This window comes from Micromonospora sp. NBRC 101691, from assembly GCF_030269285.1.
GTDB classification, from domain to species: domain Bacteria; phylum Actinomycetota; class Actinomycetes; order Mycobacteriales; family Micromonosporaceae; genus Micromonospora; species Micromonospora echinospora.
Window position 1 is genome coordinate 1 of record NZ_BSTB01000006.1, and the last position, 18,889, is coordinate 18,889.

General features: G+C 75.6%; 2 protein-coding genes. Both read left to right on the plus strand.

The genetic code is table 11. The features are described from left to right. The first annotated feature begins 8 nt into the window (after nt 1-8). On the plus strand, nt 9-4,604 hold the full coding sequence (locus QSK20_RS12145; protein WP_285788914.1) for an SDR family NAD(P)-dependent oxidoreductase: 4,596 nt from the start codon (nt 9-11) through the stop codon (nt 4,602-4,604). Between the two features lie 46 nt (nt 4,605-4,650). Then, on the plus strand, nt 4,651-18,867 hold the full coding sequence (locus QSK20_RS12150) for a type I polyketide synthase (protein ID WP_285788703.1): 14,217 nt from the start codon (nt 4,651-4,653) through the stop codon (nt 18,865-18,867). The last annotated feature ends 22 nt before the right edge of the window (nt 18,868-18,889 follow it).

Sequence of the window (18,889 nt, forward strand, 5' to 3'; positions counted from 1 at the left end):
CCCGGTTGGTGATCGGTCATTCGCAGGGTGAGATCGCGGCGGCGTGTGTGGCGGGTGTGCTGTCGTTGGAGGATGCGGCGAAGGCGGTGATTCTGCGGGCTCGTGCGTTGGCGGGGCTTGCCGGTACCGGGGCGATGGCGGCGGTCGACCTACCGGCCGAGGAGGTCGCCGCCCGGCTGGCCGACCGGCCCGAGGTGGTCGTGGCGGTGCGCAACGGTCCGGCGACGGTGGTGGTCTCCGGTCCGCCGCAGCTGGTGGCGGAGCTGGTGGAGGAGTTCCAGGCCGATGGGGTGCGGGCGCGGCCGATCCGGTTCAACTACGCGTCGCACTCCCCGGCCGTCGAACAGATCCGCGAGCGGATGCTCTCCGACCTGGCGGGCCTCGCCCCCCGGACCGGGCACACGCCGCTGGTGTCCACCCTGACCGGTGAGTGGGCGGATCCGACCGTGATGGACGGGTCGTACTGGTACGAGAACCTGCGCAACCCGGTGCGCTTCGACGCTGCCGTGCGGACGGCCATCGAGGCGGGGCACACCACGTTCGTGGAGGTGTCGGCGCATCCGGTGTTGACGCTGCCGGTCACCGCGATCCTCGAGGACGCCGGGGCCACCGGCCACACGTTGGGCACGCTGCGTCGGGGGGAGGACGATCCGGCGCGGCTGCTGACGAACCTGGCGACGGCCCACGTGCTGGGGCTGCCCGTCGACTGGACGAAGGTCCTCACCCCGGCAGCCACCGTCGACCTGCCCACGTACGCCTTCGACCGGGAACGGTACTGGTTGCAGGCCCCGGCCAACCGGGTACGCGACGTCGGCTCGGCCGGCCTCCAGGACGCCGGGCACCCGCTGCTCGCCGCCGCCGTACCGGTCGCCGACGACCAGACCGTGGTGCTCACCGGCCGGCTCTCCGTGCACACCCACCCGTGGCTGGCCGACCACGTCGTCGGGAAGACCGTGATCGTGCCCGGCACCGCCCTCGTCGACATGGTGGTCCGGGCGGGCGACGAGGTCGACGCCGGCCAGGTGGGCGACCTGGCGCTGATCAGCCCGCTCGTGCTGCCGTCCACCGGCGCCGTTCAGGTGCAGGTGCGTCTCGGGGCGCCCGGGGCGACCGGCGAGCGCGGCGTCACCGTCCACTCGCGCCCCGAGGAGGAGGGTGGCGACGGGGAGTGGATCCGGCACGCCGAGGGACTGCTGCTGCCGGAACTTCCGACGCCTTCGGGGGAGTCGGGGGAGTGGCCGCCGGCCGGCGCCGTCGAGGTCGACACCGACCTGGACACCTGGTACGCCCGGTCGGCCGAGGACGGCCTCACCTACGGCCCCGCGTTCCGTGGACTGCGCCGGGTGTGGCGGCGCGACGACGAGGTGTACGCCGAGGTGGCCCTGCCCGACGCGGTGGTCGCCGACGCACCCCTCTTCGGCCTGCACCCGGCCCTGTTCGACGCGGCGCTCCAGGCCACCGGCCCCAGCCGCCTGCTCGGCAACCCGACCGACCCCGCCGGCACCGGCTGGCTGCCGTTCGCCGTCCGCTCGGCCAGCCTGCACGCCCACGGCGCGACCCGGCTGCGGGTGCGGCTGCGCTCGCTCGGCCCGGACACGATCGCCGTCACCCTGACCGATCCGGCCGGGCAGCCGGTCGCCTCGGTGGAGTCGCTGACCTTCCGCCCGGTCGGCGCCGACCGGGCCGACGAGAGCGCCGCGCTGCGCCGCAACGCCCTGTTCCACCTGGACTGGGCGCCCCTGCCGGCGACCGACGTGCCCGTCGGGGACACGGCGCGCTGGGCGCTGCTCGGCACCGACCCGCTCGGGCTGGCCGGCGCCCTGACCGCCGCCGGACACCCGGTGACGGGCCACACCGACCTGGCGGCGCTGATCGCCGCGCTCGACGGCGGCGACGACGTACCGGAGATCGTGGTCGACCTGCGGACCGACGCGGAGACCGACCCGGTGCGGGCCGACGTGGACGCGCACGACGCGGCCCGCGACGTCCTGACGCTGCTCCAGAGTTGGCTCGCCGAGCCCCGGCTGGAGCAGACCCGACTGGTCCTGCACACCCGGGGCGCGGTCGCCGCCGCGCCCGGCGAGTCTCCCCGCGACCTCGCCCGCGCAGCCCTGTGGGGACTGGTCCGCTCGGCGCAGTCCGAGAACCCCGGCCGGTTCACGCTGCTCGACACCGACGCCGCAGACTCCTCCCTCGCCGCGGTCCTGACCGCGGTCGGATCCGGCGAGCCGCAGCTCGCGGTACGCGACGGTGCCGTCCTGGTGCCCCGGCTCGTCCGGGCCCGGGACGCCGGGGCGCTGGCGCTGCCCGCGGACGGGACGCCGTGGCGGCTCGACGTCACCGAGACGGGCACCCTGGAGAACCTCGCCCTGCTGCCCGTGACGGCGGAGGGCGGCGAGGTGCCGGAGGGGCACGTCGTCGTCGGCATGCGCGCCTCGGGGCTCAACTTCCGGGACGTGGTGCTGGCCCTCGGCATGGTGCCCGACCAGGAGGTGCTGGGCAGCGAGGGAGCCGGCGTGGTGCTCGAAGTCGGTCCGGGCGTCACCGGCCTGGCTCCCGGTGACCGGGTCATGGGCATCATCGCCGGTTCGTTCTCCACCGTCGCGGTCACCGACCACCGCATGCTCACCCGCATCCCCGACGGCTGGTCGTACGCGGAGGCGGCGGCCGTGCCGGTGGTCTTCCTGACCGCCTGGTACGGGCTGGTCGAACTGGGCCGGCTGACGGCCGGCGAGTCGGTGCTGGTGCACTCGGCCGCCGGTGGTGTCGGCATGGCCGCCGTGCAGATCGCCCGCCACCTCGGCGCGGAGGTCTACGGCACGGCCAGCCCCGGCAAGTGGCCGGCGCTGCGGGACACCGGCTTCGACGACGCCCACATCGCGTCCTCGCGCACCCTCGACTTCGTCGACGAGTTCCTCGCCCGCACCGGCGGGCGCGGCATGGACGTGGTGCTCAACGCGCTCAGCGGAGAGTTCGTGGACGCGTCGCTGCGGCTGCTGCCCCGGGGTGGCCGGTTCGTCGAGATGGGCAAGACCGACAAGCGGGACCCGGAGCGGATCGCGGCCGACCACCCCGGCGTCGGCTACCAGGTCTTCGACCTCATGGTGGCCGGCCCGGACACCATCGCGCGGATGCTCGACGAGCTGATGACGCTCTTTGCCAGCGGCGCGCTGCGGCCACTGCCCCGGCGCACCTGGGACGTCCGGCGTGCCCCCGAGGCGTTCCGTTTCCTCAGCCAGGCCCGCCACGTCGGCAAGCTGACCGTGAGCATCCCGCAGCCGCCGCTGCGCGACGGCACGGTGCTGGTCTCCGGTGCCACCGGGACCCTCGGCGGGCTGCTCTGCCGGCACCTGGTCACCGCGCACGGGGCCCGGAACCTGCTGCTGGTCAGCCGGCGCGGCCCGGACGCCGCCGGCGCGGACGAGTTGCTCGCCGACCTCAAGGCGCTCGGCGCGGACGTGTCGATCGTCGCCGCCGACCTGGCCGACCCGGACGCGGTCGACCACGTGCTGTCCCTGGTGGACACGCGGCATCCGCTGCGCGCGGTCGTGCACACCGCCGGTGTCGTCTCCGACGCCACCGTCGAGTCGCTCACCCCGGACAGTCTCGCCTCGGTGCTGCGGCCGAAGGTCGACGCGGCCTGGAACCTGCACCGGGCCACACTCGACCACGAGTTGACCGCGTTCGTGCTCTATTCCGCCGCCGCCGGCCTGATGGGCGGGCCGGGACAGGGCAACTACGCCGCCGGCAACGCGTTCCTCGACGCCCTCGCCGAGCACCGGCGGGCGCTGGGCCTGCCGGCGGTCTCCCTCATCTGGGGCCTGTGGGGGCAGGCCAGCGGCATCACCGGGCACCTCGACGCGGTCGACCTGCGGCGGCTGGAGCGCAGCGGCCTGGTGGCGCTCGGCAACGACGAGGCCCTCGCCCTCTTCGACGCGGCCTGGCGCTCCGAGCGGGCGGTACTGATGCCTGCGAAGATCAACACGGCGATGGCGTCCTCCGGCGCTCCGGTCCACCCGCTGTTGGCGGCCCTGGTCCGTCCCGCCAACCGGCGGGCCGCCGCCGCCGAGGCCGCCGGTGGGCAGGCGTTCGTCGACACCCTGCGTACCCTGCCCGTCGAGAAGCGGGAACGCGCCCTGCGTGACCTGGTGCTGTCCCACGTCGCCGTGGTGCTCGGCCGGGGCGACGCGGCCGGCATGGAACCCACCCGGGCGTTCCGGGAACTCGGCTTCGACTCGCTCACCGCGGTCGAGCTGCGCAACCGGATCGGGGCGGCCACCGCGCTGCGCCTGCCGGCGACGCTGGTCTTCGACAACCCCACGCCGGCGGCGCTCGCCGCGTACCTGGGGACCCAGTTCGACCTCGCCGACACGGCCGCCCCCGAGGCGTCCACGGGCGCCGGCCGGGAACTCGACCGGCTGGAAGTGGCGCTCGACGGGCTCGACCCGACCGGCGACGAGTTCCGCCGGATCACCGACCGGCTGCACGGCCTGCTGGACCGGCTGGCCGACCGGCGGGCCGACGCCGACGGCGACGACGACCTGGAGTCGGCCACCGCCGAGAACATCTTCGACCTGATCGACCGCGAGCTGGAGACATCGTGACCGCCAGCCGCAACGACCACGGCATGCCGAGTGAGGTGGGTCCACGGTGAGCAACGAGGACGAGAAGTACGTCGAGTACCTGAAGCGTACGACCTCGGAACTCCGGCGCACCCGGCGGCGGCTGCGGGAGCTGGAGGCGCGGGAGTCCGAGCCCATCGCCATCGTCGCGATGAGCTGCCGGTACCCGGGCGGGGTCGACTCGCCCGAGCGGCTGTGGCAGCTCGTCCGCGACGGCGGTGACGGCATCGGCCCGTTCCCCGCCGACCGGGGCTGGGACCTCGACCGGCTCTTCCACCCCGACCCCGACCACCCCGGCACCAGCTACGTCTCCGAGGGCGGCTTCGTCTACGACGCCGGGGAGTTCGACGCCGACCTGTTCGGCATCAGCCCCCGCGAGGCGCTCGCCATGGACCCGCAGCAGCGGCTGCTGTTGGAGGCGTGCTGGGAGGCGTTCGAGCGGGCCGGGCTGCCCATGCCGACCGTGCGGGGCAGCCGTACCGGGGTGTTCGTCGGGGCGGCCTCGCACGGCTACGAGGCGGTCGTCGCCCAGTCCGAGAACGGTGAGGGGCACATGCTCACCGGCAACGCCACGAGCGTCGTCTCCGGGCGGGTGGCGTACACCCTCGGCCTGGAGGGGCCGGCGGTCACCATCGACACCGCCTGCTCGGCCTCCCTGGTGGCGATCCACCTCGCCGCCCAGGGGCTGCGCAACGGCGACTGCGAACTGGCCCTCGCCGGTGGCGTGACCGTCATGCCCACCCCGGCGGTCTTCGTCGGCTTCAGCCGGCAGCGCGGCCTCGCCCCCGACGGCCGGTGCAAGGCGTTCGCCGCCGGCGCGGACGGCACCTCCTGGTCCGAGGGCGCCGGCATGCTGCTGCTCGCCCGACTCTCCGACGCCCAGCGCCACGGGTACCCGGTCCTCGCCGTGATCCGGGGCAGCGCGGTGAACCAGGACGGCGCGTCCAACGGCCTGAGCGCCCCGCACGGCCCCTCCCAGGTCCGGGTGATCCGGCAGGCCCTCGCCAACGCCCGGCTCACCGCCGCCGACGTGGACGCCGTCGAGGCGCACGCCACCGGCACCCGTCTCGGTGACCCGATCGAGGCGCAGGCGCTGCTGGCCACGTACGGGCAGGACCGGGGCGAGGCCGCCCCGCTGCTGCTCGGCTCGATCAAGTCCAACCTCGGTCACACCCAGGCCGCCGCCGGGGTCGCCGGGGTCATCAAGATGGTGCTGGCCATCCAGCACGGCGTGGTCCCGCCCACCCTGCACGTCGACGAGCCGTCCCCGCACGTCGACTGGACGGCCGGGGCGGTCGCGCTCGCCACCGAGGCGACGCCGTGGCCGGCGGTGGACCGGCCGCGCCGGGCGGCGGTGTCGTCGTTCGGGGTGTCCGGCACCAACGCGCACGCCATCATCGAGCAGGCCCCGGTCCCGGAGACCACCGCCGACGAGGCGGCCCCCGTCGTCGACCGTCCGGTCGTCCCGGTCCTGCTCTCCGCCCGCTCCACCGCGGCCGTCGCCGCCCAGGCCGGCCGCTGGGCCGCCTGGCTCGCCGACACCGACCACGACCTGCGTCCGCTCGACGTGGCGTACTCGTCGGTGGTGTCCCGCTCGGTGCTGGACCACCGGGCCGTGGTCGCCGCCACCAGCCGGGACGACCTGCTGGCCGGGCTGCGCGCGCTGGCCGCCGGCTCGCCGGCCGGCACCGTCCTCACCGGTACGGGCACCACGCGCGGCCAGCTCGCGGTGCTCTTCTCCGGTCAGGGCGCGCAGCGCGCCGGCATGGGCCGGGAGCTGTACGCGGCGTTCCCCGTCTTCGCGTCCGCCGTGGACGAGGTGTGCGGGCATCTGGACCGGGCGTTGCCGAAACCGTTGCGGGAGGTGCTGTTCGCCGAGGCGGGCACGCCCGAGGCGGAGTTGCTGGACCAGACGGTGTTCACCCAGGCGGGCCTGTTCGCGGTCGAGGTGGCGCTGTTCCGTCTGGTGGAGTCGTTCGGGATCGCCCCGGACTTCGTGGGCGGGCACTCGATCGGCGAGATCGTCGCGGCGCACGTGGCCGGGGTGCTGTCCCTGGAGCACGCGTGCGCGCTGGTCGCGGCGCGGGGCCGGTTGATGCAGGCGTTGCCGGCCGGTGGTGGGATGCTCGCGGTCAACGCGGCCGAGGCGGACGTGCTGGCCTCCCTGGCCGGGCTGACCGACCGGGTCGGGATCGCCGCCGTCAACGGGCCGACCGCCGTGGTGGTCTCCGGCGACGCCGCGACCCTCGACCAGGTCGAGCGGGCCTGGCGGGACCGGGACGTGCGCACGCGGCGGCTGACGGTCAGTCACGCCTTCCACAGTCCGCTGATGGAGCCGATGCTGGCGAAGTTCCGGGCCGTGCTCGGCCGGCTGACCTTCTCCGCTCCGGTGCTGCCGGTGGTGTCGAACGTGTCCGGGGCGCTCGCCGACGGCGAGGAGATCCGGACGGTCGAGTACTGGGTGCGGCATGTGCGGGAGGCGGTGCGGTACGGCGACGGGGTGGCCGCGTTGCGGGCGGCCGGGGTGGACACGTTCCTGGAGGTCGGTCCGCAGAGTGTGCTGACCGCGATGGCGGCGGACCTCCTGCCGGGCGACGACGGCGTGCTCGCCGTTGCCGCCCAGCGCAAGGACCGGCCGGAGGTGCCGGCGTTGTTGGCGGCCCTGGCCGAGTTGCACGTGCACGGCGTGCCGGTGACCTGGCAGCCCTGGTTCGCCGACACCGGCGCGACCCGGGTCGACCTGCCCACGTACGCCTTCCAGCACGAGCGCTACTGGCCGGAGGGTGACGGCATGACCGCCCCGTCGGGCGAGCGCGCCGACGGCGCCGAGGGCGACTTCTGGGCCGCCGTCGAACGCGGCGACCTGCCCGCCGTGGCGTCCCACCTGGCCGTACAGGACGACCCGGACGCCGTGGCGGCCCTCGCCCCGGCCGTACCGGTGCTCTCCTCGTGGCGGCGGGCCCGACTGCGTGACGCCGTCGTGGACGCCTGGTCGTACCGGATCACGTGGGACCCGATCCGTCCCAACCCGGTCCCGGCCCTGCCGGGCCGCTGGCTCCTCGTCACCCCCACCCTCACCCCCCGTCGCGTCGATCATGGAGTCGGGGCGCCCGAGTCGGGCGGTGTGTGGCTTTCGGCGGAGCCACAAGACCATGATCGACAAGAGTGGGGTGGGATCGCCGACCTGCTCCGGCGCGGCGGAGGGGACGTCGACGTCCTCCGGGTCGCGGCCGGGGTGGGTCGCGAGGCGCTCGGTGGGCTGCTGCGGGAACGCGGCGAGCAGGGCTGGGCCGGCGTGCTCTGCCTGCTGCCCGAGCGGGACGAACCGCTGCCCGACACGCCCGCCGTGCCCGCCGGAACGGCGCTGCTGCTCACCCTCGTCCAGGCCCTCGCCGACACCGGTCTGCCCGGCCGGCTGTGGTGCCTCACCCGGGGCGCGGTGGCCGTCGGCGGCGGGGAGACCGTCGCCGACCCGTACGCGGCGGCGGCCTGGGGCCTCGGCCGCGTCGTCGCCCTCGAACAGCCGGACCGTTGGGGCGGTCTGGTCGACCTGCCCGCCGGCACCGGCGCGACCCCCACCGGTCGCCTCGACCCGACCGCCGGGGACGCGCTGCTCGCCGTCCTCGCCGACGCCGGGCACGACCAGGTGGCGATCCGTGCGCAGGGCGTGTTCGAACGGCGGCTCGTCCCCGCCGCCCCGACCGCCGGGGCGGCCTGGCGTCCCTCCGGCACCGTGCTCGTCACCGGTGGCACCGGCGCGCTGGGCCGTCAGGTGGCCCGGTGGCTGCTCACCAACGGCGCCGCCGAGGTGGTGCTCGCCTCCCGCCGTGGCCCGGACGCCCCCGGCACGGCCGACCTGCTCGACGAGCTGACCGGGACCGGCACGGCCCGGGTGGTCGCCTGCGACGTCACCGACGTCGACGCGGTGGCCGCCCTCGTCGCCACCCTGCCCACGCTGACCGCCGTCGTGCACACCGCCGGAGTCGTCGACGACGGTGTCCTCGACGGCCTCGACCCGGCCCGGATGCAGACCGTCCTCGACGGCAAGGTACGCGCCGCGCGGGTGCTGCACGAGGCCACCGCCGGGCGGGACCTCGACGCGTTCGTGCTCTTCTCCTCCCTCGCCGGTGTCATCGGCAGCGCCGGGCAGGGCAACTACGCGGCGGCCAACGCCTACCTCGACGCGTTCGCCGCCTGGCGGCACGGCCAGGGGCTCCCCGCCACCGCCATCGGCTGGGGCGCCTGGGCCGCCGCGGGTATGGCGGCGGCGACCGCCGAGCTCACCGCCCGCCTGACCCGGGGCGGCGTCAACCCGCTGCCCGCCGCCGAGGCGGTCACCGCGCTCGGCCGGCTGGTCAACGCCGGCGAGCCGGCGGTGACCGTCGCCGACGTCGACTGGGGACGCCTCGCCACCGCCTGGGGCGGGCCGACCCCGCTGATCGCCGGCCTGCCCGGGGTGCCCGTCGGGCAGACCGGTCCGGTCCGCGCCGTCGTCGTCGGCCGGTCCCTGCCGCAGCTCACCGAGCTGGTCCGCACCCAGGTCGCCGCCGTGCTCGGCTACCCGGCCGGACAGCCGCTGCCCGACCGGACGTTCCGCGACCTCGGCTTCGACTCGCTCACCGCCGTCGAGCTGCGCAACCGGCTGACCGCCGAGACCGGCATGACGCTGCCCGCCACCCTCGCCTTCGACCACCCCACGGTCGCCGAACTCGCCGCCCACCTGCACGGCCTGGCCGCCGGCCACACCCTGAGCGAGGTGGTCGCCGACGGTGCCGGCCTGCACCGGGAGCCCATCGCGATCGTGGCGATGAGCTGCCGGTTCCCCGGCGGCGTGTCCTCGCCCGAGCAGCTCTGGGACCTCGTCGCCGCCGGCACCGACGCGATGACCCTGATGCCCGGCGAGCGCGGCTGGAACCTCGCCGAGCTGTACCACCCCGACCCCGAGCACCTCGGCACCAGCTACGTCCGGGAGGGCGGCTTCGTCGCCGGGGCGGGTGAGTTCGACCCCGCCTTCTTCGGCATCAGCCCCCGCGAGGCCGTGGCCATGGACCCGCAGCAGCGGTTGCTGCTGGAGTCCACGTGGGAGGCGTTCGAGCGGGCCCGGATCGACCCGACCGCGCTGCGCGGCAGCCGTACCGGCGTGTACGTCGGCACCAACGGGCAGGACTACGGCTCGCTGCTGATGGCCGCCGGGGACGTCGACGAGAACTACCTCGCCACCGGCGTCTCGGCCAGCGTCCTCGCCGGGCGACTGTCGTACACGTTCGGGCTGCACGGCCCGGCCGTCACCGTCGACACCGCCTGCTCGTCGTCGCTGGTCGCGCTGCACCTCGCCGCGCAGGCCCTCCAGGCGGGGGAGTGCGACCTGGCCCTGGCCGGCGGCGCCACCGTGATGGCCACCCCCGGCATCTTCGTCGGCTTCTCCCGGCAGCGCGGACTCGCCGCCGACGGACGGTGCAAACCCTTCGCCGGCGCGGCCGACGGCACCGGGTGGGGCGAGGGCGTCGGCCTGCTGGTGCTCCAGCGGCTCTCCGACGCCCGCCGCGACGGCAACCCGGTCCTCGCGATCGTGCGGGGCAGCGCCGTCAACCAGGACGGCGCGTCCAACGGGCTCACCGCCCCGAACGGTCCCGCCCAGCAGCGGGTCATCCGGCAGGCCCTGGCCAACGCGCGACTCACCCCCGACCTGGTCGACGTGGTCGAGGCGCACGGCACCGGCACCACGCTCGGCGACCCGATCGAGGCGCAGGCGCTGCTCGCCACGTACGGGCAGGACCGCCCCGCCGACCGTCCGCTCTGGCTGGGCTCGATCAAGTCGAACATCGGGCACACCCAGGCCGCCGCCGGCGTCGCCGGGGTCATCAAGATGGTGCTCGCCATGCGACACGGTGTGCTGCCGCCCACCCTGCACGTCGACGAGCCCACCCCGCACGTCGACTGGTCCGCCGGCCACGTCGAACTGCTCACCGAGGCCCGCCCGTGGGAGCCCGTCGACGGCGTACGCCGCGTCGGGGTGTCCTCCTTCGGGATCAGCGGTACCAACGTGCACACCATCCTCGAATCGGCCCCCGCCGAGGAGCCCACGCCGCAGCCGGCGACCGACGGGCCGGCCGGCGAGCTGCCCTGGGTGCTCTCCGGGCGTACCGCCGACGCCCTCGCCGCCCGTGCACGCGACCTGCGGGACCACCTGGCGGAGCTGCCGGACACCGCGCTCGGCGACGTCGGCTGGTCCCTTGTCGCCAGCCGCGCCGCCCACGACCACCGCGCCGTGGTCTTCGCCGACACCCGCGACGAGGTGACCGCCGCGCTGGACGCGCTCGCCGACGGCCGTCCCGGCCCCGAGGCGGTCACCCGGGCCGCCGGTACGCCCGGCGAGGTCGCCTTCGTCTTCCCCGGCCAGGGTTCGCAGTGGGTGGGCATGGCCGCCGAGCTGCTGGACACCGCTCCGGTGTTCGCCGAGAAGCTGACCGCGTGCGCGGAGGCGTTGCGCCCGTACGTGGACTGGTCCCTGCTGGACGTCGTCCGTGGCACCCCGGACGCGCCGTCCCTGGAGCGGGTCGACGTCGTCCAACCCGCCCTGTTCGCGGTGGGTGTGTCGTTGGCGGCCCTGTGGGAGTCGTACGGGGTTCGTCCGTCGGCGGTGGTGGGTCACTCGCAGGGTGAGATCGCCGCCGCCTGCGTTGCCGGGGCGTTGACGCTGGAGGACGCGGCGGCGGTGGTGGCGCTGCGCAGCCGGGTCATCGCGGGGATGGCCGGTGCTGGTGGGATGGTGTCCGTCGCGACGACGGCCGACGAGGCGACGGCGACGATCGCCCGGTGGGACGGTCGGGTCGCCCTCGCCGCCGTCAACGGGCCGACCTCCGTGGTGGTCTCCGGTGACGTGGCCGCCCTCGACGAACTGTTCGCGGAGTACGAGTCCCGGGACATCCGGGTCCGTCGGGTGCCGGTGGACTACGCCTCCCACTCGGCGCACGTGGAGCCGTTGCGGGAGCAGCTGCTGGAGTTGCTGGCCGGGTTGTCTCCGCGTTCGGGTGCGGTGCGGTTCTGGTCGACGGTGGTGGGGGAGTGGCTGGACACCACCGGTCTGGACGCGGAGTACTGGTACCGCAACCTGCGGCAGACGGTGCGTTTCGAGGAGGCGGTGCGCAGCCTCGCCGCTACCGGCTACTCGACGTTCGTGGAGGTCAGCGCCCACCCTGTGTTGACCATGGCGATGCAGGAGACCGTCGAGGCTGCCGACGCCGCCGCCACGGTGACCGGGAGCCTGCGTCGGGGTGAGGGCGGACTCGACCGTTTCCACCGCGCCTTGGCCGAGGTCTACACCGCAGGCGTGCCGGTCGACTGGCGGCCCGCCTTCGCCGGTCGGCCGGGACGCCGGGTCGACCTGCCCACCTACCCGTTCCAGCGCCAGCACTACTGGCCGCAGCCGTCCGCCGTGGCCGCCGCCGGCCCGGCCGCCGCGCCGACGGCCGACGACGGGGTCGACGCCCGGTTCTGGGCCGCCGTCGAGGCGGAGGACCTGACCGCGCTCACCACCGAACTCGCCGACACCACCGACACGGTGCCCGAGGCGGCCTTCGCCGACGTGCTGCCCGTGCTCGCCGCCTGGCGACGCCGGCACCGCGACCAGGCCACCGTCGACTCGTGGCGGTACCGGGACGCCTGGCTGCCCGTCGCGGACGGCGGCGAACCCGCCGTCACCGGCACCTGGTGGCTCGTCACCGGCCCCGCCGACACCGCCGCCGAGCAGGCCGCGTTCTGCCGGGACGCGCTCGTCCGGCACGGCGCCACGGTCGTCCCCGTCGAGCTGGACGACGAACGGACCGACCGCGCCGCCCTCGCCGCGCGGGTCCGGGACCTCACCGGGGCCGGACCGGTCGCCGGGATCGTCTCCCTGCTCGCGCTCGACGAGACGCCGGCCGCCGACCACCCGGCGGTGCCCGTCGGCTTCGCCGGCACCGTCACGTTGACGCAGGCCCTCGGCGACGCCGGGGTCCGCGCGCCGCTGTGGTGCCTCACCCGGGGCGCCGTCTCCACCGACGCCGGCGAACCACTGCCGCACCCGGTGCAGCAACTCGCCTGGGGCTTCGGCCGGATCGCCGCCCTCGAACACCCCGACCGCTGGGGCGGCCTGCTCGACCTGCCCGACACGCCGGACGACGCCGCCGGCCGGCGGCTCGTGCAGATCCTCGCCGGCAGCGACGACGAGGACCAGGTGGCGCTGCGGCGGACCGGCGCCTTCGCCCGCCGGCTGCTGCGCGCCCCGCTGGGCGACGCCCCGCCCGCCCGCACCTGGCGGCCCACCGGCACCGCCCTGGTCACCGGCGGCACCGGCGCCCTCGGCGGGCACGTGGCCCGCTGGCTCGCCGCCCACGGCGTGCCCCACCTGGTGCTGCTCAGCCGCCGGGGCCGGCAGGCCGAGGGCATCGCCGAGCTGGAGGCCGAGCTGGTCGCCCTCGGCACGCGCGTCACCGTCGCCGCCTGCGACGCCGCCGACCGGGCGGCCCTCGCCGCCGTCATCGACGACCTGCCGGCCGAGCACCCGCTGACCACCGTCGTGCACACCGCCGCCGTGCTGGACGACTCCGTGATCAGCACGCTCACCCTCGACCAGGTCGACCACGCGCTCAACGCCAAGGTCACCGCAGCGGTCAACCTGCACGAACTCACCCGGGACCGGGACCTCGACGCGTTCATCCTCTTCTCGGCCATGGCCGGCACCGTGGGCAGTTCCGGCGTCGGCAACTACGCCCCCGGGAACGCGTTCCTCAACGCCCTCGCCGAACACCGGCGCGGCCTCGGACTGCCCGCCACGTCGATCGGCTGGGGCGCCTGGGGTGGCGGCGGCATGGCCGAGGGGGAGTTCGGGCGGATGCTGCACCGCCACGGCGCGCCCGAGATGCACCCCAGGCTCGCCGTCGCCGCGCTGCACCAGGCCGTCGAGCACGACGAGACGTTCCTGACCATCTCGAACATCGCCTGGGACCGGTTCTACGTCGCCTTCACCGCGACCCGGCCCGGCCCGCTGATCGCCGAGATCCCCGAGGCACGGGCACTCGCGGCCACCAAGGGCCACCCCGAGGCGAAGGAGGCCGACGAGGTCGGCCCCGCCGCCACCCTCGCCCGGATGGACACCGCCGAGCGACAGCAGGTTCTGCTCGACCTGGTCCGCGACCAGGCGGCCACGGTCCTCAAGTACGCCGGCGGCGAGGCCGTCGACCCGCACCACGCCTTCCGGGACCTCGGCTTCGACTCGGTGACGGCGGTGGAGCTGCGTAACCGGCTCGCCACCGCCACCGGGCTGCGGCTGCCGGTGACCCTCGTCTTCGACTACCCGACCCCGACCGTGCTCGCCCGGCACCTGCACGAGGAGTTGGGCGGCGGAGTGGAGACGGCGGTCGTCGCCGCCCCGGTGACCCTGGCCGACGACGAGCCCGTCGCCATCGTCGCCATGTCCTGCCGGTTCCCCGGCGGCGCAGGCGACCCCGAGCGGTTCTGGCAGATGCTGCGCGACGGCCGTGACGCCATCTCCGACCTGCCGGGCGACCGGGGCTGGGACATCGACGGGCTGTACGACCCCGACCCCTATTCCACCGGCACCTCCTACGTCCGCAGTGGCGCCTTCCTGTACGACGTGGCGGACTTCGACCCCGCCTTCTTCGGGATCTCACCGCGTGAGTCGGTCGCGATGGACCCCCAGCAGCGGTTGCTGCTGGAGACCTCGTGGGAGGCGATCGAGCGGGCAGGGGTTGACCCGGGGACCTTGCGGGGTTCACGAACAGGGGTGTTCGTGGGCACGAACGGCCAGGACTATGGGGCCCTGTTGATGACGTCCACGGACGAGGTGGAGGGATTCGGGGCGACGGGGAACGCCGCGAGTGTCTTGTCGGGTCGGGTGGCGTACGCGTTGGGGTTGGAGGGGCCTGCGGTGTCGGTGGACACGGCGTGTTCGTCGTCCCTCGTCGCGCTGCACCTGGCGGTGGAGGCGCTGCGGCGGGGCGAGTGTGATCTCGCTCTGGCCGGCGGTGTGACCGTCATGGCGACGCCGGGCCTGTTCGTGGAGTTCTCCCGGCAGCGCGGGCTGGCCGCCGACGGGCGGTGCAAGGCGTTCGCCGCGGCGGCCGACGGCACCGGTTGGGGCGAGGGCGCCGGCATCCTGCTGGTGGAGCGGCTGTCGGACGCCCGGCGGCTGGGACACCCGGTGCTGGCGGTGGTGCGCGGCTCGGCAGTGAACCAGGACGGCGCGTCGAACGGGTTGACCGCGCCGAACGGCCCCTCCCAGCAGCGGGTCATCCGGGCGGCCCTCGCCAGCGCCCGGCTCTCGACCGCCGACGTGGACGTGGTGGAGGCGCACGGCACCGGCACCACCCTCGGTGACCCGATCGAGGCGCAGGCGCTGCTGGCGACGTACGGGCAGGACCGGGACACCCCGCTGCTGCTCGGCTCGGTGAAGTCGAACATCGGGCACACCCAGGCGGCGGCCGGGGTGGCCGGTGTGATCAAGATGGTCCTCGCCATGCGGGCGGGTGTGGTCCCGGCGACGCTGCACGTGGACGCCCCCTCGCCGCACATCGACTGGTCGGCCGGCGACGTGGAACTGGCCACCGAGGCCCGGCCCTGGCCGGCGGTGGACCGGCCGCGCCGGGCGGCGGTGTCCTCGTTCGGCATCTCCGGCACCAACTCGCACGTGATCATCGAGCAGGCCGACGAGGTCGAACCGTCGGTGCACACCGCGCCGGGGCTGGTGGACGCGGACGTGACGGTGTGGCCGGTGTCGGCGCGGTCGAGGGCCGCCCTGGCGGGCCAGGCGTCGCGGCTGGCGCGGCAGGTCCGCGCGCACGGGCTCGACCCGGCGGTGGTCGGCTGGTCCCTGGCCACGACCCGCGCGGTCTTCGACCAGCGCGCCGCCGTGGTCGGGGCGAGCGTCGAGGAGTTGCTGTCCGGGCTGGACGCGCTGGCCGCCGGCGCGCCCGCCGGCAACACGGTGACGGGCACGGCGTCCGGTCACGGCGCCGGCGCGGTGTTCGTGTTCCCCGGCCAGGGCGCGCAGTCCGCGCGGATGGCCGCCGGCCTGGTCGGTCGTACGCCGGTGTTCGACGACCGTCTCGCCGAGTGCCAGCGGGCCCTCGCGCCCCACCTGGACGTGGACCTGGTGGCGGTGCTCACCGGGGACGACGAGTCGTGGCTGGAGCGGGTCGAGGTCGTCCAGCCGGTGCTGTGGGCGGTCGGTGTCGCCCTGGCGGCGGTGTGGCGACACGCCGGTGTGGTCCCCCAGGCGGTGATCGGCCACTCACAGGGCGAGATCGGCGCGGCGTGCGTCGCCGGGATCCTGTCGCTGGAGGACGCGGCGAAGACCGTCGCGCTGCGGTCGCGTGCTCTCGCCGTGCTGCGGGGCACGGGCGCGATGGCGTCGGTGGATCTCTCCGCCGAGGCGGTCGCCGGGCGGCTCCCGGCGTTCCCCGGGGTCGGGGTGGCGGCCGTCAACGGTCCGTCGACCGTGGTCGTCTCCGGGCCGCCACAGCCGGTGGCCGACCTGGTCGAGGCGTGCCAGGCCGACGGTGTCCGCGCCCGGCTGATCCCGGTGGACTACGCGTCGCACTCCCCGGCGGTGCAGGAGGTCGCCGAACAGCTCCGCACCGACCTGGCCGACGTCACCCCGCAGCCCGGACACACCCGCCTCGTGTCGACCCTGACCGGGGACTGGGTGGAGCCGGAGACCATGGACGCCGGCTACTGGTACGACAACCTGCGTCAGACGGTGCTGTTCGACAGCGCCGTGCGCGTCGCGGTCGACGCCGGCCACACCACGTTCGTCGAGATCTCCCCGCACCCGGTGCTGACCATGCCGGTCACCGCCATCCTCGACGACACCGGCACGACCGGGCACACGCTGGGCAGCCTGCGGCGGGGCGACGACGACCCCACCCGCCTGCTCACCAACCTGGCCGCCGCGCACGCCGTCGGCCTGCCCGTCGACCTGACCCGGGTCCTCGCCCGGACGGCGACGGTCGACCTGCCCACGTACGCCTTCGACCGGAGCCGGTTCTGGCCCAACCGGGCCGACGGGCCGAGGGCGGCGGACCCGACGTCGAGCGGCGTCGACGCCGCGTTCTGGGCGGCCGTCGAATCCGAGGACCTGGCGACGCTCGCGGAACTCACCGCGAACGACGCCACCGAGTCGCGGGAACGGCTGGGCGGCGCCCTGCCGCTGCTCGCCTCCTGGCGACGCCAGCAGCGGACCCGTTCCGCCCTGGACGACCTGTACTACCGCAGCGTCTGGCAGCCGTACCCGGGCACGCCCGTCAGCTTCCTCCCCGGCGCCTGGTGGGTCGTCGCCGACGAGCCCCGCGCGGCCGAGGGCGAGGCCGCGGTGGCCGAGCTGACCCGGCGCGGCGCGGACGCCCGGCTGGTGCTGCTGCCGGAGGCGCTGACCGACCGGACGGCGGTCGCCGAACACGTGGCCGCCGCGACCCGGGCCGGCGACGGCGGGCGCGCGCCGGTCGACGGCGTGCTCTCCCTGCTCGCCCTCGCCGACGCCCCGGTCGACGACACCCAGCCGGTGCCGCCCTTCCTGGCCCGCTCCCTCGCCCTGGCGCAGGCCCTCGGCGACCTCGACGTGGCCGCCCCGCTGTGGTGCGTCACCCGGGGCGCCGCCGGCACCACGCGTGGCGGCACCCCGGCCCGACCGGAGCAGTCGCTGCTCTGGGGCCTGGGCCGGGTCGTCGCCCTCGAACACCCGGAGCGCTGGGGTGGGCTGGTGGACGTGCCGGCCACCCTCGACGACCACGGCTGGGACCTGCTCTGCGCCGCCCTGGCCGGTCTCGACGGCGAGGACCAGCTCGCCGTCGACGGCACCACGATCCTGGTCCGCCGGCTGGTGCGGGCCCCCGGCAGCACCGCCGCCCCCGAGGAGCCCGACCACGCCGGTACGACGCTGGTCACCGGCGGCACCGGCGCGCTCGGCGCGGAGGTGGCCCGCTGGCTGGCCGCCCGGGGCGCCGAGCACCTGCTGCTGGCCAGCCGCCGGGGCCCCGACGCTCCCGGCGCGGCCGAGCTCGTCCGGGAGCTGACCGAGGCCGGCGCTCGGGTCACCGTCGCCGCCTGCGACGTGGCCGACCGGGCCGCGCTGGCGAAGCTCCTCGCCGAGGTGCCCGCCGACGCGCCCCTGACCGGGGTGGTGCACGCCGCCGGGGTCCTCGACGACGGCGTCCTCGACGGCCTCACCGCCGACCGGCTCGCCGCCGTGCTGCGGCCCAAGGTGCTCGGCGCGCTGCACCTGCACGAGCTGACCGCCGACCTGCCGCTGCGCGCGTTCGTGCTGTTCTCCGCGATGGTCGGCCAGCTCGGCGCCGCCGGGCAGGGCAGCTACGCCGCCGCCAACGCGTACCTCGACGCGCTCGCCGAGCAGCGGCACCGGCAGGGCCTGGCGGCCACCTCGATCGCCTGGGGACCCTGGGCCGCCGGTGGGATGGCCGCCGCCGACCAGGCCGTGGAGGAACGCCGCCGGCGCACCGGGGTCGCCCGGCTCGACACCGGGACGGCGTTCGCCGCGCTCGCCCGGTGCGTGGCGCGCCGCGAGCCGGCGACGCTGGTGGCCGGCATCGACTGGGCCCGGTACGTGCCGGGGTTCGTCGCCGTCCGGCCCAGCCCGCTGCTCACCGGGGTCGCCGAGGCACAGCGGGCCGTCGCCGAACGGGCCGAGGAAGCCGGGTCGTCGGCGGAGTCCCTCGCCGCGCTGCTCGCCGGGCAGACCGACGCCGAGCGGCGCCGGACCCTGCTCGACCTGGTACGCGGCCAGGCCGCCGCCGTGCTCGGGCACGCCTCGGTGGACGCCGTCGAGCCGGACCGGGCCTTCCGGGAACTCGGCTTCGACTCGCTCACCGCGGTCGAGCTGCGCAACCGGCTGACGGCGGCGACCGGCGTACGGCTGCCCGCCACGGTCGTCTTCGACTACCCGACCGCCGCCGGCCTCGCCGAGTACGTCCGGGCGGCGATCGTCGACGGCGGCGTGGTCGGCGTCGCACCGGTCTTCGGAGAGCTGGACAGGTTGGAAGCGGCGCTGGCCGGCTCGGCACCGGACCGCAGCGCCCGGATCAGGATCACGGAGCGGCTGCGGGCGCTGCTGGCCTCCCTCAACGAGGCCGACGCCCCGGCGGGCGGCGGGGACGCCGTCGCCGAGAAACTCCAGGACGCCACGCCCGATGAGGTCTTCGACTTCATCGACCGGGAGCTGGGGGTGTCCTGACGTGATCGCTGCGTGCACGGCT